Origin of the sequence: Bacillus fungorum, assembly GCF_002746455.1 — a bacterium.
In the GTDB taxonomy this organism is placed as follows: domain Bacteria; phylum Bacillota; class Bacilli; order Bacillales; family Bacillaceae_G; genus Bacillus_A; species Bacillus_A fungorum.
Window position 1 is genome coordinate 1 of sequence record NZ_NWUW01000029.1, and the last position, 20,435, is coordinate 20,435.

The window sequence follows — 20,435 nt, forward strand, 5'->3', positions numbered from 1 at the left end:
TTTGTGTAATCTCAAGATTTTGTTGATTATAAAACATAAAAACGCCTCCTTTCTTTTTATTCTTCTAGAAAAGGAGACATTTTTAAAGTGTTTTATTTAAAAATTGTATTGACAGAGTTGTTTTTCAACACTCTGTAAAAAAATCGAGCTAAGTAGCTCGATTTTTTTAGTATTACGAAGATTTCCCGTTTTTTATACGTAGCTTCAAATTCCAAAAAGCAGCAAGCATAATAGCTGCAAAGGAGCCAAAAATTGTTCCTAATAGCTTTGCATAAGGAGAGCTGCTTACATCGGCATTAATGAATAACATCATACAAACCATGGCAGGGAAAAAGTATAAGTATTGTAATAACTTTAATTTTTTATCATTACTCATATATATCGCCCCTTTCTAGCATGTTATATGCTTATTGTAACATATTTTTCCAATTTTTTTTACACTTAGAGAAATGTTCATTTCATATGTGTAAATGCAGTTTTTTAATTCGATATTGTAAGTTTTGTCTACTTAACCCTAAAAACTTTGCAGCTTGTGAGATATTACCGTGATACTCTTTCAGAATTTGATTGATGTAGTTCTTTTCCATTGCCTCTATTGTGTGCTTTAACGTTTTAGGTGCATCAGCATCGTTATTAGTTAGGGAAGGTTGCATATTGAATTCGTTTTTTATTCGTTCGCGAAAGCGAGTAGGCAGATGAAACGCTGTAATGATGGTTTCATCTTCTATCAAGTTCATGGAACCTTCAATTATATGTTCCAACTCCCGTACGTTTCCAGGCCAATCGTATGCATAGAAAAATTCTCTTACATTTACATCTACATCGGTTACGTTGAGCCCGAATTGAGTATTATATTTTTCAATAAAGTGCTGAACAAGAGCTGGAATATCTTCTTTTCGTTCACGTAAAGGCGGAAGACATAAAGTAACGACGCTTAATCGGTAATATAAGTCTTCTCTTAACCGATTATGTGCGATGGCTTCGAAGGGATCTTCATTGATAGTTGCTATAATACGAACATCAATTTCTTTTTCATGTGTACCTCCGATTCTTCGTATTGTTTTTTCTTGTATAGCCCGTAGCAACTTAGCTTGAAGAATTGGGCTTAATGAATTGATTTCATCTAATAACAAAGTTCCTCCGTTTGCTTCTTCAAATAAACCAGCTTTATCGATAGCTCCTGTAAATGCACCTCGGTTCGTACCAAATAATAAGCTTTCCATTAAGGTATCAGGTATAGCGGCACAGTTTTGTGAAATGAACGGTTTTGTTGAACGTTGACTTTCATTATGGATACTTTGTGCAAATAGTTCTTTTCCAGTTCCTGTTTCTCCTACGAGAAGTATGGAGGAGGATGTACGAATTACCCTTTTTCCTTCCGCAATGGTTGATTGAATGGCTTCAGAATCACCAATTATGTGACCAAAGGTAAATTTAGTGCTTTGTTTTCGAGAAGAGTCCATTTTTATTGTTTGCTTTAAGTGATTCATCTCTTTTGAAATTTCAATAGCGCCTTTAATTTTTCCATTTTCTATTATAGGGAAAGTATCGTTAATCGTCGTAATTTCTTGCCCTTTATTGTTAAAATAAGTTTGTTTTATATTTTTGTTTGTTTTTCCTAATTTTAATGCTTCTATAAGAGTACTATTTTTATTTTCTTCAAATGCGAATACTTCTAAAGGACTTTTATATAGCACATCTGAGCGCTCCATTGATTCAATTTCCATCATTTTGCGGTTATAGATAATCGTTTTACTTTCTTCATTAATAATATGAATCCCGATATCGAGTTCATTGAGTAAAGTTTCATATAGCATATTCATTTCAATGATCTGTTTAAAATTAATGTCTTCTGTACGCATAGATTATCTTCTCCTCATTTCACCCTATGAAGACTGACTTTTTATAATTTTATTAAAATTCTTATAAAACCGCAAAATTTTTTTGCTATTTTCTTTTTAAAACTTCTTGAATGATAGAAAAATTTTGCGGTTATGAAGATTTTTTTGTGAGGAATCCTCATTTTAAATAGGAATTGGAGATTGGTATGCTTTTTGCATAAATAATAGTTGAAATCTTTAAAGGAGGGATATGCAACGTTTCAGTACCAATTAATAAGAAGGAGGAGTTTATAAAGTGAAGACGGTTATAGAAGGTGTGTATAGTCCTTGTTACGGGAAAGTAGAGAAGTTATTTGTTGCGGAAAGTTCTTACGTATACGAGTGGGAGAAATTAGCGTTAATTGAAACAATAGATAAACAGAAAGTAGAAATTAAGGTAGGAATCAGTGGGTATATCGAATCATTAGAAGTAGTAGAAGGACAAGCTATCGCTGATCAAAAATTATTAATAACAGTAAGGGATGATCTTTTAATAACAGGTAGTGATTAATATAAGTGCCATGTATTTTGCTCTTTTTAATAATTATTTTTATTATGAATGATTTTAAAAACGCTTACATTAAATGGGTTTCCAAAGGGAAAAGGGGGGAATTATATGATGGATCAAAACCAAGGATTAAAACGGGAATTGAAAAGCAGGCACATATTTATGATTGCACTAGGAGGAGTTATTGGTACCGGTCTTTTTTTAGGATCTGGGTATACAATTCATGAAGCTGGGCCTGGAGGAGCGATTGTAGCGTATCTTGTTGGAGGATTTGTTATGTATTTAACCATGCTCTGTCTTGGAGAGTTAGCTGTTGCGATGCCTGATGCAGGATCTTATCAAACGTATGCTACAAAGCATATTTCCCCTGCAGCGGGTTATGTAGTGGGATGGATGTCGTGGCTAAACTGGTCTGCTACGATAGGTATTGAACTGATTGCAGTTAGTATTTTAATGAAACGATGGTTTCCTGATGTACCGTCATGGATTTGGTGTGTAGTGTTCGCGGTACTCCTCTTTGCTATCAATGCGTTATCTTCAAGAAGTTTTGCAGAAGTTGAATTTTGGTTTGCAAGTATTAAAGTAATTACAATCATTGCATTTATTATTTTGGGCGGGGCAGCAATGTTTGGTTTTCTAGATATGAAAGGACATGAACCAGCACCGATGTTTTCTAGCTTTACTGATTATGGTGGATTGTTCCCAAATGGATTATCAGCTATTTTAATTACGATGATTGCTGTTAATTTTTCCTTCCAAGGAACAGAACTAGTCGGTATTGCAGCAGGTGAGAGTGAAAATCCAGAGAAAACGATCCCGAAGGCAATTAATAATACTGTTTGGCGTATACTTGTGTTCTTTGTATTATCTATTTTCATTCTTGCGGGATTATTCCCTTGGCAGCAAGCTGGAGTGATAGAAAGTCCATTCGTAGTTGTATTTGATAAAATTGGTATTCCTTATGCAGCGGATATTATCAATTTCGTTATTATTACAGCGGTTCTATCCGTTGCGAATTCGGGTCTATATGCAACTTCCCGTATGCTATGGTCTATGTCTAATCAAGGAATGATTAGTCCGATTTTTGGTAAGTTATCTAAAAATGGTGTTCCTATTTACGCATTAATTGTAAGTACATTTGTAGGGTGTCTCTCACTACTATCAGGTATTTATGCGGAAGATACAGTTTATTTATGGCTACTTTCAATTGCAGGATTTGGAGCGATATTAGTTTGGGCATCTATTGCTCTATCTAACTTATTAGCTAGAAGGTCATACATAAAGCAGGGTGGGGATGTGAAAGACTTGAAATTTAAAACACCGTTATATCCATTCGTACCACTTCTTGCGTTAGTATTAAATGTAACAGTAATTGTTGGTATGGCCTTTATTACAGAACAAAGAATGGCGTTGTATTGCGGTATTCCATTTATGATTGTTTGTTTACTGTTTTACCGTGCGACAAAAAATAAGGGAAGTAACGCAGAACATATTGAAAAGACAAATACGACGGAAGTAAAGAGTTTATAATATGGATTAATTTGGAGACTGTAAGATTGTAAACAGTCTCTTTTTTTGTGACAATAAATCTGGAAACATACTACGTATGCAAAGGGGAATTAGCGATGAATGAAGAAGCTTCACAGCTAGTAGAACAGTTAATTGAATTTACAAAAGTAATAACAGCATTTATATATGAATGGTGTCATACGAAAAAATAGATTAGTATGTTGAAATCGTACAGGTATGTATACTTGTACGATTTTTTAGTGAACTATTTCAGAGTTGAATAGAAACAACTGAAATAGTTCTTTATTTTTCTATGTCTTTCGTTTTAGTTCGATTAATTTCTCTTTCGCTAATTCAACAGCAATTGCATCATCTAAATAGCCAATTGGAAAGAGATAGTCGGGAATAATATCTGTCGATAAAATGAAATACAGTAATGCGCCTCCAAGAACTGCACGCTCTTCTTTTGGAATAGTTTCATTGCAAAATTGTTGATACATATCTATTAATTGTTCAATGAAAGGACCAGCACTATCAATTTGTTCTAACTTGCTTGCGAAACTTTCATGAATACGTTTTTCACCTTCTGTTGTTTGAGCATAGCGTTCATAGTTTTCAAGTTCTTGTTTTACGCGAGTGGTTGTGTAGTCGAAATCGAATAAGTTAGAGGATTGCAGGGTTTGCTGAATTGTATCAAGAGATGTGTACATATCCGTCTTTTCTTTATTAATGTGAGGAGAATCAGGGTACATTTCATCAAATAACAGTTGGGGTGGAACTTGCAGACATTCTGCAAATTTTTGTAGATGTTTTTGTTTTGGCGGTTGTTTACCATTCATAATTCTTGAGATTGTTGCAGGATCAATATTTGTAAGCATTCCTAGTTGACGCATGGATAAGGCACGTTCTTTTAAAAGTTTTTTTATTAATGTACTAAGCCGCGCATTTGGATTTTCTTTAGGCATAGTGAAGGCACTCCTTTTTATTGTTGAAAAAATGTTGAGCATTTATTACATGTATATGAAACAGACAGGCACAGTTGCTCAACATTTTCATAAGATGCATGGAAAAGTGAGAAAAAGGGGTGACTGTTTATGAGTACGGCAGGTCTATTTTCAATTTTTTTAATCGGTATTGCTTCTAATTTAGATAATGCAGGTGTTGGGATTGCGTATGGCATTCGTAAAATTCGTATTTCATGGTTTAACAATTTTATCATCGCATTTTTTGGTTTTTTATTTACTTTATTAGCTGGATTTTTTGGGAACTGGATAGCGTTATTTATTTCAGAGTTTACTGCAAACTTAATTGGAGCAATCGTTTTAGGGATAATCGGTGTGTTTATTTTGTGCCAGCCTTTCTTGGGGCAAAGAAATACCGCAGGTTCTAAAGCTGGTAATGTACTTATGGGGATTTTACGTGATCCAGAAAAAGCAGATTTTGACGGATCTAAAACAATTAGTTTTTCTGAAGCAATTGTTTTAGGAGTTGCACTGTCTATTAATAATATTGCGGGTGGGTTTGATGCTGGAGTAACAAACTTGAATCTTTGGCTTACAGCGACTATTTCTGGGGTGTTTAGTTTTATTTGTATAAGTGGCTTTGCGTATGTAGGAAAACGATATTTAGCAGAATATTTAGGGAAATGGGCGACGATAATTGCTGGATTATTATTGATTCTTATTGGGATCGATCAGTTGTTGTAAGGAGAGTAGAAAATAAGGTTCGAGTATTTCCTTGGAAATACGGCAAGGGATTGCATATATCGACGTACTTTTCTCCATACTAATACAGATTTCTTTTAAAGAAAGGGGGATCAGTATGGGACGCGGGAAAGCATTTGATCATAAGAAAAAAGGGCATGATCATCAACCACCTAAAGGTGCCTTCATTCATAAAGATGTAAATGAACATACTTTAGAGGAGGAAGAGCTACCAGTAAATATTGAGACGTATAAAAATAGTTTAAAAAAACATTAAAAGCACCTACATAGGTGCTTTTTTAACGTATATCTTCAATTAATTGTTCCGATTCTTCATGCATACTGTACTCACTTAATACTTGGATACAAAGCCACTTTAATTCTTCGATCGTATGCTCAAGTTCTTCAGGAAGCACATGATGAATGTCTTCAAGTCCCATTCCGAAATGAATAAGTTCAAGTACTTGATCATCGATGTTCCGGTCCATTAATAGTTCAAGTACTTCTAAATTGAATATGTATCGGTGAGCTTCATCGAGTGAAACAACTTTTAGCTTTAAGCTTTCTACAATACTCAATATAAAAAGAAGAATTGTTTTTTCAAGAACAGGCTGTTTTCCCATTTGAAATATTAGTTTCATCTTTCACACCTCCACATATAGCGCTAGGTTGTACTATATTATTCAGGAGGGGGGAGCAAATATGCATGATATAGAGAAACTTTCAGCACGGTTTTTGTAAGGGGGGGATAGCTGATAAAGTTCAAGTTTTTTATGAAATAAAAAAATCCTGCTAGTATAGCAGGATAACTCTGAATTAAAAAATGCTCCAACCTTCTTGAGCAGAAAGAAGTTCAAGAATTTTAAAACCAGCGATACTATTTCCGTTTGCATCTAAAGCCGGTCCGAAAATACCAATTCCCATTTCTCCTTTTACGCAGCCGAAAATGCCACCAGCTACACCACTTTTTGCTGGGATACCAACACGAATCGCAAATTCACCAGACTCGTTATACATGCCGCATGTAACCATAAATGTTTTACAGATTTTTGTAATATGTTTAGGGATAATTTGTTTTTTCTTATATGGATCATATCCATCCATCGCAAAAATTAAGCCGATACGTGCTAAATCGATACAGTTTACTTCAACCGCACATTGACGAGTGTATAAGTCCATAAGTTCTTCGATGTCACAATCGATAATTCCGTTTTGTTTCATATAGTAACAAAGTGAACGGTTTAAGTAAGCTGTCTCTAATTCTGAATTGGCAACTTTAGAAGAATAATTAATAGTAGGATTATCTGTTATTTCACGTACAAAATGAAGGATGCGCTCCATTTTTTCTTCATTATCTTTTCCTGTTAATAAGCTTGTAATAGCTAGTGCCCCTGCATTAATCATTGGATTAAGTGGTTTAGAAGGACTTGTCGTTTCTAACTTAATAATAGAATTAAATGGATCACCAGTTGGTTCCATTCCAACTTTAGAAAATACATATTTTTCACCACGATCTAAAAGTGCAAGTGCAAGTGTAATTACTTTTGAAATACTTTGAAGAGTAAATAGTGTTTGTGAGTTGCCAGCATGGATGTATTCTGTTTCTTTATGGAAAATGGCAATCCCTAAATCATCTGGATTTGCATTTCCTAGTTCGGGGATATAAGTAGCAAGCTTTCCTTTTTTCGTATATGGTTTTACTTGTTCTAACAACTGTTGTAAGTTGTTTGTTTCAATGCACTGCATAGTACCAACGCTCCTATTTCGAATTAACTAAGTTTACTTTTCCCGATATGCTCGGAAATAAATAATAACATGAAAAAGTGGAATGATAAAACGAAAGTTACATGTTCTATAGTAGGTCGCTCGTTTCGAGTATTCTGTATTAAAAAAGGAGAATTTCCCTTTTATATAACAGTTTGGAAATAGGAGATTTATCCATAAAAAATTCAAAAATAAAAACTACACATCTATACAACTATATGTTATTATGGTTATGTAATAGAAAGCGTTTTCTAAAGCGTACTTATAATGATAACGATTTCATAAATTGAATTAGGGGGAATTAAAATGTTGCAGTTTTTACAACGTATTGGTAAAGCGTTAATGCTTCCAATCGCCGTACTACCAGCAGCAGGATTATTGCTTCGTTTAGGGCAACCAGATGTATTTGATATTCCTGTTATGGCACAGGCCGGTGCAGCTGTTTTTGATAACTTAGCACTTATTTTTGCAATTGGTATTGCAATCGGTCTTTCAGTGGATGGTAGTGGCGCAGCAGGTCTTGCAGGTGCAATTGGTTATCTTGTTATGAAAAATAGTATTGATGCACTTAGCAAAGGGTATTCTACTGCTGAATTACAAGATAAATTAGGCAAAGTCCAAGATTTAATAGGTAATAGCGCTAATGTAGATCCATCTAAGCTTGCAGATACAATGACACAAGTATCTAAGGCAGCCGAATTATCGACTAAAGTGGATATGAAAGTTTTAGGTGGTATTATTGTCGGTGTTATAGCAGGACTTCTTTATAATAAATTCCATAAAATTAAACTTCCAGAATGGTTAGGGTTCTTTGCTGGAAAACGTTTCGTTCCGATTGTTACATCGGTTGTGATGCTAATATTAGGAATTCTATTTGCACAAATTTGGCCAACAATTCAAAATGGTATTGATGCATTAGCTCATGGAATTGTTAATTTAGGTGCAATTGGTTCAGGATTGTTTGGTTTATTAAACCGTCTATTAATCCCAATTGGTTTACACCACGTAATGAACACATACTTCTGGTTTGTATTTGGGGACTTTACAAATGCAGCAGGTAATGTTGTGAATGGTGATATTGCTCGTTTCCTTGCGGGTGATAAAACAGCAGGTATGTTCATGACAGGTTTCTTCCCAGTTATGATGTTCGGTTTACCAGCAGCATGTTTCGCAATGATTGCGGCTGCTAAGCCAGAAAAACGTAAAATGGTTACAGGTATGTTAGGTGGTCTAGCATTAACTTCATTCTTAACTGGTATTACAGAACCAATTGAATTCTCATTCATGTTCTTATCACCAGTATTATATGGTATTCATGCTGTATTAACAGGTCTGTCTCTATTCATTACAACATCACTTGGTATTCACGATGGTTTCTCATTTAGTGCCGGTGCAATCGATTTTGCTTTAAACTTCGGTATTGCAACAAAACCATTGTTACTAGCAGGAATCGGTTTAATTTACGCAGCAATTTACTTTGTAGTATTCTACTTCTTAATTAAGAAGTTCGACCTAAAAACTCCTGGTCGTGAAGATGAAGAGGAAGTAGTTGAAGGCGAAGAAGCTCCAGTTGCAGGTTCAATTGGTGAAACTTACGTAGCAGCTTTAGGCGGAAAAGAAAACTTAACAGTTATTGATAACTGTGCAACACGTCTACGCTTACAAGTGAAAGATGCTGGTCAAGTAAACGAAGCCGCATTAAAACGTGCTGGTGCAAAAGGTGTTATGAAATTAAGTAACACGAGTGTCCAAGTTATCGTAGGTACAAATGTTGAATCTGTTGCCGATGATATGAAAAAACACGTATAAATAATTAGATAAGAGGATATCCCAAAAGATTGATAACATCAGTTTTTTAGAGGATATCCTCTTTTCTTATGTTAAAAATTTAATAGGAATCTTACTTTTGTAAATTTTCTTTTTCTTTTTTATGCATATAGGTTGGTAATATGTACAGTGCGTGATAAAGTAGGGATGACATAGAATGAAGTATCCATAATCTACTAAAATAAATCTTTAATAAAGGAAGTAAATTATTGGTGAATAAGGGGAAAAAAGTAATCATGGATCAGGAAAAAAATAATGCGAATGGGAAATCAAGTCGGCCAATTGTATACATAAAAAGAACAATCATTCTCGTCTTACTATCTTCACTTGTATATTTCATGTATACAAAAATTGTTGCGCATAATAAGAAAGAAGAAACTTTAAAAGCAGCAGCAGAAATGAAGAAACAAGAGGAGTTAAAAAAGAAAGAAGAAAAAAAGAAGCAAGAAGCACAAAAACAAAAAGAACAGGAAGAACAAGTGAAGCAAGCACAAGTTGTGGAGAAGCCTGCTGAGGGACCACCTCAAGAAATTAATGAAAACGCTCAATTAGATCAATATTTACAAAACGCAGGGTTTAGTGGGACAGCAGTCATTGTGAAGAACGGAAAAGTTCTTTTGAATAAAGGATACGGTATGGCGAACAAAGAGAAACAAGTACCGAATAATTCAGAGACAACTTTTTATATTGGTTCTATTTCAAAGGCGTTTGTAGCGACTGCTATTATGCAATTAAAAGATCAAAATAAATTAAACATAGAGGATACGGTTGCAAAGTATATTCCAGATTTCCCTCGAGGTAATGGTATTCAGTTAAAACATTTACTAACACATACATCAGGAATTCCAGAGTATGAGCAGGGAACAGAGGATATTTCTCATGAAGAATTGATAAAACGAATAGGAAAGCAAAAGCGTATTGGGAGTCCGGGAGAGAAATGGAAGTATTCGGATTCAAACTATTCTATACTTGCCTACATCGCTGAGAAGGTAAGTGGACAACCGTTAGAAGAGTATATTAAACAACATATTTTTGCTACTGCTGGTATGAAACATTCTGGTTTCGGTAAAGCGTTAGAGCAAACAAGATTCCCGTCGACAGGTTATAAAATAGTAAATAACAATATGACAACACCTAATATTCCAAGTATGTCACAACTATATGGTTGTGGTGATATATATACAAGTGCACATGATTTATATTTATTTAATGAAGCACTCTTCTCTGGAAAGTTAATTTCAAAAGAGAGCTACGATCAAATGTTTACAGGCGGAAAAAAAGATTACGGATTTGGTTGGTATGTAGACCCGGGAAGTTATTCGAATCACGGTGTAATGCCAGGATGGAATTGTTTAAATGGATTTAGTAAAAACGGCAGTGTGTATGTCGTTTTATTATCTAACATTCAAAACAACATTAAATCGTTTGGTAAAGTGAATAACGACATTTATACGATGTTGCGAAATATTGAAGTGTAAGAGGCTATCCTTTTGGATAGTCTTTTTTTATTGAGGAAGTGTAGGTGCAATGAGATAATGAAATAAAGTGAAACTTTAATCAGTGGGGGGCTTCATCCCACACTGATTATTAGTTGAACCAATCGGGCTTTTACGGGCAGTTGATCCCCCACCTAACTTCTTTGCTTTCGCCGAATTTTGAGATGGGGGTCTTACTGCCCGGCAAATAGCGGGGTAAATGGAAAAGGGGGAGGGATATGAGTATACATAAGCATCACGCACGTAATGCAAAACGCATTTTTTTTGTATCTGTAATTATATGGATTATCGTCGCAATTGTATTAGTGATGGAATATAAAAAAGGGATGCTATTCACTTTGGAGAAAGAAAATCTGAAATTAATAGGTGTTGTACTACCGGCATTTGGATTATTAATATATAGCTTTATGGAAAAACGAAGATCAAAAATGCTTAAACAGGAACATTATAATATAGAGACTTCTGAATTATTTGAGCAACAAAAATTTGTTGTTCGCAAAGAGGTAGGGGTATTTCAAGTAATAACGTACTTTGGATTAGATGGAAATACAGTAGGGTTTTTAAAAGAAGAGTATGATTTTGTTATTCAACGTGTATGGCAAGTTGTACTTTTTTTTCTTTTTAAGGGACTACATAAGCAACAATTTTATTTATATAATCACTCGGGAGAAAGATTGTTGCGTGTTCAAAAGGAGATGGGAGTACGCAACTTCTATACTTTTTCTAATGTAGATGGAAAGAAAATTGGAGAGTTGAAACAAGTACTAAGTTTAACAAAGTGGGAATGGATCTTTTTAGGGGTGGATGGTAAAGAACTTGGTAAAGTGACTGGGGACCTTTCAGCAACAATGCAGAAAATAGACTGGCGAGATGGAACGCATATTGATGTGAAAGAAGATGGTATTCCGTTAGAAGCTGTTAAGTATTTCTCGGCAAGCGGTGGTTCACTTGTTACAGCTTCTATAAGTGAACAGGCAGAATTACCACGAGCGGTTTATTACAGTGTTTCTGCCATAATTACAATTAAAAATTAAAATATATATAAAGATAGATGGGATACCATCTATCTTTTTTATGTGATTAGAACATATTGTTTCGTTGAAAAATGTATGTCTTACCTATCACAAAAAAAGTCTGCTTTGTATACATTAAGATGTATGGATGTATTTTTTATATTTTAAAAATAATAGGAGGAGAAGTGTATGTGTCTGTTCGGTAAGTATTGGAAAAAGTTATCGAGATTGTTTAATAGACAATTAGATTATTTTTTAGATAATAAGTTATTGCCTGCTGTGGAAAGACTTTTATTTTCACAAAACTTTGCGAGATTTATTCAAAGAAACTCTAAGCAAGCTACGGAAGAATTTATTGAATCAAGTAGATTTCAATCTATTATTTGTAACATTTTAAAAGAATGTAATACATCACCTTTTAAAGAAATTGCAGAGCAGTATTTGGGTAAACACGTAGAAATCACTGTGACAGTTGGACAGTTAATGGGTGTAATTGTAGCAGTTGGTGATGATTTCTTAATATTGCAAGAAGGAATAGGAACAGAAGTTTTATTACCATTTACAAGTATTATATCAATTAAAGAAGCGTAAGAAAGGAGACTTATATATGTTATTTACTAATGAATTGCGTAAGCATGTTGGTGAGTTAGTGCAAGTTGTGACAGCGGTTGAAATTGTTGCGGGTATTCTGTTATCTGTGACAGGCGGGGCAGTAAGTGTTCGTACATCACCTTCTTATGGACCACCGGAAGATGTAGTTGTACGTATTCCTATCATTTCTTATGTTCGTTTGGAAGGGTAAGAGTGATACACGTATGAGAGTATCAGTTGTTATTCCAGCGCATAATGAAGCGAGCACTTTATCACAAGTTTTAGTAGAAGTGGAGAAGTTGAAACCATATGAAATTATCGTAGTAGATAATGGATCGACAGATGGGACGAAAGAAATAGCGTTACAACATCATTGTCATGTCATTTATTATCAATATTCTCTTGGCAATGATGTTGGACGGGCAATCGGAGCAAGAGAAGCGAAAGGTGACATTGTTTTGTTTTTAGATGGTGACATCGTCATTGATAATAAAGAGCTACAAAGCTTCATAAAAGGAATTCAGCAAGGTCACCAAATTGTTGTGAATAATTTAACATGGTCTGTTTATTTAAAGATGAGACCGCATTATACGACAGTTGGCAAATTTATGTTGAATCGCTATTTGAATAAAAAGGAGCTTGTTGTTGGATCTTTAATTGCAATTCCACATGCAATGAGTAGGGAAGTTATTCAGAAATTTGGTTGGTGGAATTTAGCAGATCCAGCACTGTTTCAAGCGATGGCGATGTCTAGAGGAGTAGATATTGTCGATATGGCTTCGGTCGATGTCATTCACACAAATAAAGTTCGTCCTGTTCATACTGGTGTATCAACCGGTTCGCCTTATCCGAAAGCGACTAGTCGTATTATGGGCGATCATTTACGTGCTTTGCAATACGTAATCGAAACATACGGTAAACGCGGCGGTTTTTCGGAAGGAAACAGGGATAGAAAGTTTATAGGGAAGTATAAACCAGTTTTATTACAAAAGGGAAAAGCAAAATATAGTGCGATTATACCAGTATCAGAAGAAAAAATGACTATAAGATCTGTTATACAAGAAGTAAAAAAAGCAGGGATAGATGAAATTATAGTGGTTGCGAATGGCGCTGATATTGAGACAATTAAACAAGCAAAGCTAGAGAATGTTGTCGTTATTGAATTTGGGAAAGCGCTCGGACATAATGTGGCCCGAGCGATAGGAGCTATGCATGCCACAGCTGATATTTGTTTATTTGTCGATGGTGATTTTGTTATTCCGGGAAAAAAACTAATTCCATTTTTACATGCTATTGAAGATGGGAATGATGTGGCGTTAAATGATTTACAGTGTTTATTAGATATGTTTCATCCGGCAGACCCAATTAGCATGGGAAAATATTTTATGAATTTGGTAGCGAAACGACCAGATTTATGGAATAACTCATTAACGGCAGTACCACATGCTATGCATAAAAAGGTAATAGAGAAAATAGGATATGATTCTCTTATCATTCCACCACTGGCTCAAATGAAAGCTATTTTGGAGGGATTCTCTATTACAGCGGTAGAATTTGTAGATGTTATAAAAACAAATCGAGTACGCCCAGAGCAACATGGATTTGTAAATGGGCGTATTCCAGCATTTGATCGTATTTTTGGTGATCAACTTGAGGCAATTGCATATTTATTGCAATCCACAAACAAACGCGGGAGTTTTACAGATGGAGAGCGGGATCGAAATATAATTCAACAATTGAGAAAGGAAGAAGAGAATACAGATGAATGTTAGTAGTACAGTTGCCATTATCGGATTAGGATATGTTGGCCTTCCTTTGGCAGTTCATTTTGCAGAGAGAGGACATACAGTAATTGGATTAGATAAAGATACTAGAAAAATAGAATCAATTATAAAAGGAGAAAGTTATATTCCGGATGTTTCTTCTAAATTGTTACAAAGTTTATTGACTAAAAAAAAATTAATAGTAAATACACCGGATCAAGGTATTGCTGATTTTCAAAATAGTGATTACGTTATTGTCACTGTTCCGACTCCAATTAATGAAAAAAGAGAACCAGACTTAAGTGCCCTCATTTCAGCTTCGCATTATATACAACAAAACCTTCAAAAAGGACAAACCTTCATTTTTGAAAGCTCCACATATCCAGGTACGCTCGAGGAAGTTATTATTCCGATTATTTCTCAAACAGGAAAAAAGGTAGGAGAGGATTTCTATATCGGATACTCCCCTGAAAGAATTGATCCAGCTAACAGTCAATATTCCGTTCAAACAATTCCAAAAGTAATTAGTGGACAAACAGAAAAGTGTAAACAAAAAGTACAGGATTTATATAGCACCATCTTTGACGTAATTGTTCCTGTTAGCTCTCCAAAAGTAGCAGAGATGTGTAAGCTATTTGAAAATATTCAACGTTTAGTGAACATCTCGTTAGTAAACGAGTTAAATATGTTGTGTGAAAGTTTAGGAATCGATTTTTATGAGTCACTTGAAGCGGCATCTACAAAACCATTTGGATTTACTCCGTATTGGCCAGGGCCAGGGATAGGGGGACACTGTATTCCGGTAGATCCTTTATATTTCCAGTGGAGAATAAAAAAGAATGGAGCAATTAGTCAATTAATTGAGGCGGCACATGTAATTAATGAAGAAATGCCAGAGAAAATGGCCTGGAAAGTAAAAGGTGTGGTGCAACCACCTGCAACTGTTTTAGTTGTAGGGATTGCATATAAGAAAGATGTAAATGACTTAAGAGAATCACCAGCGTTGCCAATCATTGAATTGTTAATAAATGAAGGATATGAGATAGAATATCACGATCCATATATTTCTTCTGCAAAATTTGGAGATAAGGTGTACCAATCTGTTTCTTTGGATGAACAAGTCCTTAAACAAGCGGATTGTATTTTAATTTTAACTGATCACTCTAATATTGATTGGAAGCTTTTTAAAGGAATGAAGCGAGTAATAGATACACGTGGAATTATAAAGAAGGTGAGTGTATGAGTAAGAAATGTTTAATTACAGGTGGAGCAGGATTTATTGGATCACATTTAGCTGAAGAGCTGGTGAAAAGAGGTTATGGGGTCACGATCGTTGATAACTTCTATAAAGGAAAAAATAAATATCATGATGAATTGATGAAAGAGATTCGGGTTATTCCAATAAGTGTTTTAGATAAAAATTCTATTTATGAATTAGTAAATCAACATGATGTAGTGTTTCATTTAGCGGCAATTTTAGGTGTAAAAACGACAATGGAAAAGAGTATAGAGCTTATTGAAACGAATTTTGATGGAACGAGAAACATTTTACAAGCAGCGCTAAAAGAAAAGAAGAAAGTAGTCTTTGCTTCTACTTCAGAAGTATATGGTAAGGCAAAGCCACCCTTCTCTGAAGAGGGGGATCGATTATACGGGGCAACTTCTAAAATACGTTGGAGCTATGCAATTTGTAAAACGTTAGAAGAAACATTATGTTTAGGATACGCATTAGAAGGTTTACCGGTAACGATTGTTCGTTATTTTAATATTTATGGTCCAAGAGCGAAAGATGGTCCGTATGCAGGGGTAATCCCACGATTTATCCGTGCTGCCCTGCAAGGGGAAGACATTCTCGTATATGGAGATGGAAAGCAGACACGTTGCTTTACGTATGTAAGTGATGCGGTAGAGGCAACGATTCGAGCAATGGATGAGAAGGTAAATGGTGAGATTATTAATATAGGTTCTGAGAATGAAAAGAGTATAAAAGAAGTAGCGGCAGTAATAAAAAAATTAACGAATTCTTCTTCAAAAATTGTCCAAGTACCTTTCGAAGAGGTATATCCACATGGCTTTGAAGAAATTCCAAATAGAAGACCAGATGTAACGAAATTAAGAGAACTTGTTCAATTTCAAGCGAAAGTAACGTGGGAACAAGGGTTGAAAGAAACTATTAAATGGTTTCGTGAAGAAAACAATGGCTAAGTCGCTATCGATTATTATACCTGTATGTAATGAAGCGGATACGATTTCAGATGTTATTCAATCGGTAAAAGGATTAAATCCAGTAGAGATTATTGTAGTAGCAAACGGTTGTAATGATGGGACAGAAGAGGTTGCTAATCGATTAGGGTGTAAAGTAATCAAGTATACAGAGTTACTCGGGAATGATGTTGGCCGTGCAGTTGGCGCAAAACAGGCGATAGGTGATGTATTACTATTTATAGATGGAGATTTTGCTATTCAAACTTCAAAGTTACAATTATTCCTAAATCCAATTTTACATGATCAGGCCGACATCGTTTTAAATAATTTGGATGCGTTATTTTTAAAGAAACAAAAACCGCACTCCGTGACAGTATGGCGCCAAATATTAAATGCCATGTTAGAGCGTGAAGAGTTAAAGATTGATTCTTTATTATCTGTACCTCATGCGTTGACGAAAGAAGTTGTTCAAAGTATTGGATATGAATGTTTTGTTAACCCTATTGTCGCCCATTTACGTCTAGTTCAAAGCAAATGGAGAATTAGTCGACATTGTGCAATTGACGTTATTACGCCAAATAAATTTAGGCCGACCGAGCATGCTGCGTATGGCACAGGTCTTTCTCCATCTGAAAAACGGATGATAGGTGATCATATAGAAGCTGTAGCGGAGCGGATAGTAGGTAGTGATGAGCGCGGAGGGTATTATGATGGAAATAGGAAAAGAGAGAGTGTCTACCATACTTTAAGTTTCGAAGATTTTTATCAAGGATGGGGCGTTACATCTAAATTGTATAAAGGAAAGCAATTATCGGTCATTATTCCTGTACAAGATGAAGAGAAAACAATTGGAAACGTTATAGAAGAGCTTCGCAAAATTGAACCTTTTGAAATTATCGTTGTTGTAAATGGTTCGTCTGATCAAACAGCAACGATTGCAAAAGACAAGGGAGCAACGACAATTGTATATAAAGAAGCACTCGGAAATGATGTGGGGCGCTCACTTGGAACGTATTTTGCAAAAGGGGAAATTGTGTTATTTATAGACGGTGATTTTGTTATTCCAGCGAGTGAGCTATATCCTTTTGCGAAAGCTATTGCAGATGGAACAGATGTTGCATTAAATGATCTAAATCATTATTTAGATTTAAGAGTACCGCTTCATCTTGTAACTGCATTTAAATATGCATTAAATTTAGCTTGTGATAGAAAAGATCTAGGCGTAGGCTCTCTTATCGCTGTACCGAATGCGTTTAGCCGTAAGTGTTTGAAAGAAATTGGGTATAGATCTTTACTGTCACCTTGTGTAGCCCAAGTGAAAGCTATTTTGTCAAGATTCGAAATTGCATGTGTAAGTCGTGTAGAGGTCGATAAGATGAACCGTATTCGTCCCAGTGAACATTTTGCAAAAATAGGCCATCCTCCAGCTGTCTTGCGAATTATAGGTGATCATATCGAAGGATTAGAGCAATTAATTGTATTAGAAGGCAGTCGTGGTGGATTCTATGATGGGAATAGAAAAAGAGATATTTTAGAGTAGTAACAAAAAAAGTGTACAACATATGTACACTTTTTTGTTCTGTTATAAAAACTATAACAGATTAGGAGGTAAGAGTATTACAGCTCTACAATGGGTATTGTTCTTATATTACAAAATAGGACTCGTATATAAAGATACCAAAAAAATACAATTAAGGGAAGGGTTAATTATAAAGACTTTTAAGTGAAGTTAACACTATGTCTATAGTAGTTTGTTCAACATTTCACAAACATGTCACAACTATTTCGTTCACTTTCACCAAAAAGTAGTATTCTAAGTGTGTAAGCTGTTATATAAAAAATCTTAGTCCTGTACTAATCAAAAATGGAGGAGATTAGGATGACTCAAGTATTAGAAAATGTTAAAAACGCATGGGAAAACTTTAAAGGTGAAAAATGGAAAGCAGAGATTGATGTTCGCGATTTCATTTTAAATAATGTAAACGTTTTCGAAGGGGATGAATCTTTCTTAGCGGGAGCAACTGAAGCAACGAAACAACTGTGGGATCAAGTAATGGATTTAACAACGAAAGAACGTGAAAACGGTGGCGTTCTTGATATGGATACAAAAATTGTTTCTTCTATTACATCACATGAACCAGGATATTTAAATAAAGATATTGAAAAAGTAGTCGGTTTCCAAACTGAAAAACCATTTAAACGTTCTTTACAACCATATGGTGGTATTCGTATGGCGGAACAAGCTTGTGAATCTTATGGATACGAAATGGATAAAGAACTTAGTCGTATTTTTAGAGATTGGAGAAAAACTCATAACCAAGGTGTGTTCGATGCTTATACACCAGAAATGAGAAATGCACGTAAATCAGGTGTAATTACTGGTCTTCCAGATGCATACGGACGTGGACGTATTATCGGTGACTACCGACGCGTAGCATTATATGGTATTGATCATTTAATTGAAGCGAAAAAAGCAGATTTAAATTTAACTGGCGGTGTAATGAGTGAAGATACAATGCGTTTACGCGAGGAGTTATCTGAGCAAATGCGTGCACTTCAAGAATTAAAACAAATGGCTGCTTCTCATGGCTTTGATATTTCTAAACCAGCAACAAATACACAAGAAGCATTCCAATGGTTATACTTCGCATATCTTGCAGCAATTAAAGAGCAAAACGGAGCTGCAATGAGTCTTGGACGTACTTCTACATTCTTAGATATTTATATTGAAAGAGATTTAGCAAATGGTACTTTAACAGAAGAAGAAGTACAAGAAATTGTTGATCACTTTATTATGAAATTACGTCTTGTGAAATTTGCAAGAACACCTGATTATAATGAATTATTCTCTGGTGACCCAACTTGGGTAACTGAGTCTATCGGTGGTATGGCATTAGATGGTCGTCCATTAGTAACAAAGAACTCATTCCGTTTCTTGCATACATTAGATAATTTAGGACCAGCTCCAGAACCAAACTTAACAGTTCTTTGGTCTAAACAATTACCACAGAACTTTAAAAACTACTGTGCGAAAATGTCTATTAAAACATCAGCAATTCAATATGAAAATGATGACATTATGCGTGCTGACTACGGCGATGACTACGGAATTGCTTGTTGTGTATCTGCAATGAGAATTGGTAAACAAATGCAGTTCTTCGGCGCACGTGCAAACTTAGCAAAAGCATTACTATATGCGATTAACGGTGGTAAAGATGAAAAATCTAAAGCACAAGTTGGTCCTGAGTATGCACCGATTACTTCTGAAGTATTAGATTATGAAGAAGTTATGCATAAGTTTGATATGACAATGGAATGGTTAGCGGGTCTATATTTAAACACATTAAATGTTATTCACTACATGCATGATAAATATAGCTACGAACGTATTGAAATGGCACTTCATGATACAAATGTTCTTCGTACAATGGCAACAGGTATCGCGGGTCTATCTGTAGTAGCAGACTCTTTAAGTGCAATTAAATATGCAAAAGTAAAACCGATTCGTGATGAAAATGGTATTGCAATTGACTTTGAGATTGAAGGAGATTTCCCTAAATACGGTAACAATGATGACCGTGTAGATGAAATCGCTGTAAACCTTGTGAAAACATTTATGAATAAACTTCGTAAACATAAAACATACAGAAATTCTGTTCATACAATGTCAATTTTAACAATCACATCTAACGTTGTATACGGTAAGAAAACTGGTAACACTCCAGATGGTCGCCGTACTGGAGAACCATTTGCACCAGGTGCGAACCCAATGCATGGACGTGATACAAAAGGTGCATTAGCTTCATTATTATCTGTAGCTAAATTACCATATGAAGATGCACAAGATGGTATTTCTAATACATTCTCTATTATTCCAAAAGCACTTGGTAAAGAAGATGATGTACAAATACGTAACTTAGTATCTATGCTTGATGGTTATGCAGTAAAAGAAGGTCATCACTTAAATATTAACGTATTCAATCGTGAAACATTAATGGATGCAATGGAACATCCTGAAAAATATCCACAATTAACAATTCGCGTATCTGGTTATGCTGTAAACTTTATTAAATTAACTCGTGAACAACAAATTGATGTAATTAACCGTACAATGCATGAAAGCATGTAAATGAAAAAAGTGTCTCTCTCTGCTTGTTATAAATGGCAGAGAGAGGC

General features: G+C 35.0%; 20 protein-coding genes. 15 read left to right on the forward strand and 5 right to left on the reverse strand.

The window, feature by feature from the left end; translation table 11 throughout:
* Window positions 1-172 precede the first annotated feature (172 nt).
* Both CO726_RS25520 and CO726_RS25525 read right to left on the reverse strand, forming a co-directional pair.
* A complete protein-coding gene (locus CO726_RS25520) occupies window positions 173-376 on the reverse strand; it encodes a hypothetical protein (protein ID WP_099686115.1) in 204 nt (67 codons plus the stop codon).
* An 82-nt stretch (window positions 377-458) separates the two neighbouring features.
* Window positions 459-1,862 (reverse strand): sigma-54 interaction domain-containing protein, encoded by a 1,404-nt coding sequence (locus CO726_RS25525; RefSeq protein WP_099686116.1) that lies wholly within the window; start codon window positions 1,860-1,862, stop codon window positions 459-461.
* A 274-nt stretch (window positions 1,863-2,136) separates the two neighbouring features.
* Between CO726_RS25525 and CO726_RS25530 the strand changes: the two genes are divergently transcribed.
* Both CO726_RS25530 and CO726_RS25535 read left to right on the forward strand, forming a co-directional pair.
* On the forward strand, window positions 2,137-2,391 hold the full coding sequence (locus tag CO726_RS25530) for a biotin/lipoyl attachment domain-containing protein (RefSeq protein ID WP_000859484.1): 255 nt from the start codon (window positions 2,137-2,139) through the stop codon (window positions 2,389-2,391).
* A gap of 105 nt (window positions 2,392-2,496) precedes the next feature.
* A complete protein-coding gene (locus tag CO726_RS25535) occupies window positions 2,497-3,918 on the forward strand; it encodes an amino acid permease (RefSeq protein WP_099686117.1) in 1,422 nt (473 codons plus the stop codon).
* A gap of 290 nt (window positions 3,919-4,208) precedes the next feature.
* Here the strand turns inward: CO726_RS25535 and CO726_RS25540 are convergent, their stop codons facing one another.
* Window positions 4,209-4,862, reverse strand: coding sequence for a helix-turn-helix domain-containing protein (locus CO726_RS25540; protein ID WP_099686118.1), 654 nt, complete (start codon window positions 4,860-4,862; stop codon window positions 4,209-4,211).
* Between the two features lie 129 nt (window positions 4,863-4,991).
* Here CO726_RS25540 and CO726_RS25545 point away from each other — a divergent pair, with 129 nt between their 5' ends.
* Window positions 4,992-5,603 (forward strand): manganese efflux pump, encoded by a 612-nt coding sequence (locus CO726_RS25545; RefSeq protein WP_099686119.1) that lies wholly within the window; start codon window positions 4,992-4,994, stop codon window positions 5,601-5,603.
* 115 nt (window positions 5,604-5,718) lie between these two features.
* A complete protein-coding gene (locus tag CO726_RS31955; protein WP_000532411.1) occupies window positions 5,719-5,877 on the forward strand; it encodes a hypothetical protein in 159 nt (52 codons plus the stop codon).
* Window positions 5,878-5,899: 22 nt separating this feature from the next.
* On the opposite strand, the gene CO726_RS25555 is transcribed toward CO726_RS31955, so the two are convergent.
* Both CO726_RS25555 and glsA read right to left on the reverse strand, forming a co-directional pair.
* On the reverse strand, window positions 5,900-6,241 hold the full coding sequence (locus tag CO726_RS25555; protein ID WP_000766603.1) for a DUF3969 family protein: 342 nt from the start codon (window positions 6,239-6,241) through the stop codon (window positions 5,900-5,902).
* A gap of 175 nt (window positions 6,242-6,416) precedes the next feature.
* Window positions 6,417-7,346, reverse strand: coding sequence for a glutaminase A (gene glsA / locus CO726_RS25565; protein WP_099686121.1), 930 nt, complete (start codon window positions 7,344-7,346; stop codon window positions 6,417-6,419).
* Window positions 7,347-7,415: 69 nt separating this feature from the next.
* Between glsA and CO726_RS33055 the strand changes: the two genes are divergently transcribed.
* The 11 genes from CO726_RS33055 (at window position 7,416) to pflB (ending at window position 20,388) form a co-directional block, all read left to right on the forward strand.
* A complete protein-coding gene (locus CO726_RS33055; RefSeq protein WP_080118111.1) occupies window positions 7,416-7,529 on the forward strand; it encodes a transcriptional regulator in 114 nt (37 codons plus the stop codon).
* 141 nt (window positions 7,530-7,670) lie between these two features.
* Complete coding sequence (gene nagE, locus CO726_RS25575) at window positions 7,671-9,173, forward strand: N-acetylglucosamine-specific PTS transporter subunit IIBC (protein WP_098759356.1); 1,503 nt, start codon at window positions 7,671-7,673, stop codon at window positions 9,171-9,173.
* Window positions 9,174-9,427: 254 nt separating this feature from the next.
* Window positions 9,428-10,669 carry a serine hydrolase domain-containing protein gene (locus CO726_RS25580; protein ID WP_099686143.1) on the forward strand — a complete coding sequence of 414 codons (1,242 nt, stop codon included), beginning with the start codon at window positions 9,428-9,430 and terminating at the stop codon, window positions 10,667-10,669.
* Window positions 10,670-10,905: 236 nt separating this feature from the next.
* Entirely contained in the window at window positions 10,906-11,721 is an 816-nt protein-coding gene (locus CO726_RS25590) for a sugar ABC transporter ATP-binding protein (protein WP_099686122.1), read from the forward strand.
* 168 nt (window positions 11,722-11,889) lie between these two features.
* Window positions 11,890-12,291 carry a DUF2642 domain-containing protein gene (locus tag CO726_RS25595; protein ID WP_098759354.1) on the forward strand — a complete coding sequence of 134 codons (402 nt, stop codon included), beginning with the start codon at window positions 11,890-11,892 and terminating at the stop codon, window positions 12,289-12,291.
* 16 nt (window positions 12,292-12,307) lie between these two features.
* Complete coding sequence (locus CO726_RS25600) at window positions 12,308-12,502, forward strand: hypothetical protein (protein WP_099686123.1); 195 nt, start codon at window positions 12,308-12,310, stop codon at window positions 12,500-12,502.
* Window positions 12,483-14,063: a glycosyltransferase family 2 protein gene (locus CO726_RS25605; protein ID WP_136699850.1), complete on the forward strand. Its 1,581-nt coding sequence runs from the start codon at window positions 12,483-12,485 to the stop codon at window positions 14,061-14,063. The genes CO726_RS25600 and CO726_RS25605 overlap by 20 nt, the downstream gene beginning before the upstream one ends.
* Complete coding sequence (locus tag CO726_RS25610; RefSeq protein WP_099686125.1) at window positions 14,053-15,297, forward strand: nucleotide sugar dehydrogenase; 1,245 nt, start codon at window positions 14,053-14,055, stop codon at window positions 15,295-15,297. Before CO726_RS25605 ends, CO726_RS25610 begins: the two co-directional genes overlap by 11 nt.
* A complete protein-coding gene (locus CO726_RS25615) occupies window positions 15,294-16,259 on the forward strand; it encodes an NAD-dependent epimerase/dehydratase family protein (RefSeq protein ID WP_099686126.1) in 966 nt (321 codons plus the stop codon). The genes CO726_RS25610 and CO726_RS25615 overlap by 4 nt, the downstream gene beginning before the upstream one ends.
* Window positions 16,252-17,799, forward strand: a complete 1,548-nt coding sequence (locus tag CO726_RS25620) for a glycosyltransferase family 2 protein (RefSeq protein ID WP_136699851.1) — start codon at window positions 16,252-16,254, stop codon at window positions 17,797-17,799. Before CO726_RS25615 ends, CO726_RS25620 begins: the two co-directional genes overlap by 8 nt.
* A 339-nt stretch (window positions 17,800-18,138) precedes the next feature.
* Complete coding sequence (pflB, locus tag CO726_RS25625) at window positions 18,139-20,388, forward strand: formate C-acetyltransferase (protein WP_099686128.1); 2,250 nt, start codon at window positions 18,139-18,141, stop codon at window positions 20,386-20,388.
* Window positions 20,389-20,435: the final 47 nt, after the last annotated feature.

What these genes read in the sequence shown, in the direction of transcription:
- CO726_RS25525 (WP_099686116.1), bottom strand. Translation starts at nt 1,862, where the DNA reads ATGCGTACAGAAGACATTAATTTTAAACAGATCATTGAAATGAATATG.
- CO726_RS25610 (WP_099686125.1), top strand. Translation starts at nt 14,053, where the DNA reads ATGAATGTTAGTAGTACAGTTGCCATTATCGGATTAGGATATGTTGGC.
- CO726_RS33055 (WP_080118111.1), top strand. Translation starts at nt 7,416, where the DNA reads ATGAAAAAGTGGAATGATAAAACGAAAGTTACATGTTCTATAGTAGGT.
- pflB (WP_099686128.1), top strand. Translation starts at nt 18,139, where the DNA reads ATGACTCAAGTATTAGAAAATGTTAAAAACGCATGGGAAAACTTTAAA.
- CO726_RS25615 (WP_099686126.1), top strand. Translation starts at nt 15,294, where the DNA reads ATGAGTAAGAAATGTTTAATTACAGGTGGAGCAGGATTTATTGGATCA.
- CO726_RS25535 (WP_099686117.1), top strand. Translation starts at nt 2,497, where the DNA reads ATGATGGATCAAAACCAAGGATTAAAACGGGAATTGAAAAGCAGGCAC.
- CO726_RS25555 (WP_000766603.1), bottom strand. Translation starts at nt 6,241, where the DNA reads ATGAAACTAATATTTCAAATGGGAAAACAGCCTGTTCTTGAAAAAACA.
- CO726_RS25540 (WP_099686118.1), bottom strand. Translation starts at nt 4,862, where the DNA reads ATGCCTAAAGAAAATCCAAATGCGCGGCTTAGTACATTAATAAAAAAA.
- CO726_RS25590 (WP_099686122.1), top strand. Translation starts at nt 10,906, where the DNA reads ATGAGTATACATAAGCATCACGCACGTAATGCAAAACGCATTTTTTTT.
- nagE (WP_098759356.1), top strand. Translation starts at nt 7,671, where the DNA reads ATGTTGCAGTTTTTACAACGTATTGGTAAAGCGTTAATGCTTCCAATC.
- CO726_RS25545 (WP_099686119.1), top strand. Translation starts at nt 4,992, where the DNA reads ATGAGTACGGCAGGTCTATTTTCAATTTTTTTAATCGGTATTGCTTCT.
- CO726_RS25595 (WP_098759354.1), top strand. Translation starts at nt 11,890, where the DNA reads ATGTGTCTGTTCGGTAAGTATTGGAAAAAGTTATCGAGATTGTTTAAT.
- CO726_RS31955 (WP_000532411.1), top strand. Translation starts at nt 5,719, where the DNA reads ATGGGACGCGGGAAAGCATTTGATCATAAGAAAAAAGGGCATGATCAT.
- glsA (WP_099686121.1), bottom strand. Translation starts at nt 7,346, where the DNA reads ATGCAGTGCATTGAAACAAACAACTTACAACAGTTGTTAGAACAAGTA.
- CO726_RS25520 (WP_099686115.1), bottom strand. Translation starts at nt 376, where the DNA reads ATGAGTAATGATAAAAAATTAAAGTTATTACAATACTTATACTTTTTC.
- CO726_RS25605 (WP_136699850.1), top strand. Translation starts at nt 12,483, where the DNA reads ATGTTCGTTTGGAAGGGTAAGAGTGATACACGTATGAGAGTATCAGTT.
- CO726_RS25620 (WP_136699851.1), top strand. Translation starts at nt 16,252, where the DNA reads ATGGCTAAGTCGCTATCGATTATTATACCTGTATGTAATGAAGCGGAT.
- CO726_RS25600 (WP_099686123.1), top strand. Translation starts at nt 12,308, where the DNA reads ATGTTATTTACTAATGAATTGCGTAAGCATGTTGGTGAGTTAGTGCAA.
- CO726_RS25580 (WP_099686143.1), top strand. Translation starts at nt 9,428, where the DNA reads ATGGATCAGGAAAAAAATAATGCGAATGGGAAATCAAGTCGGCCAATT.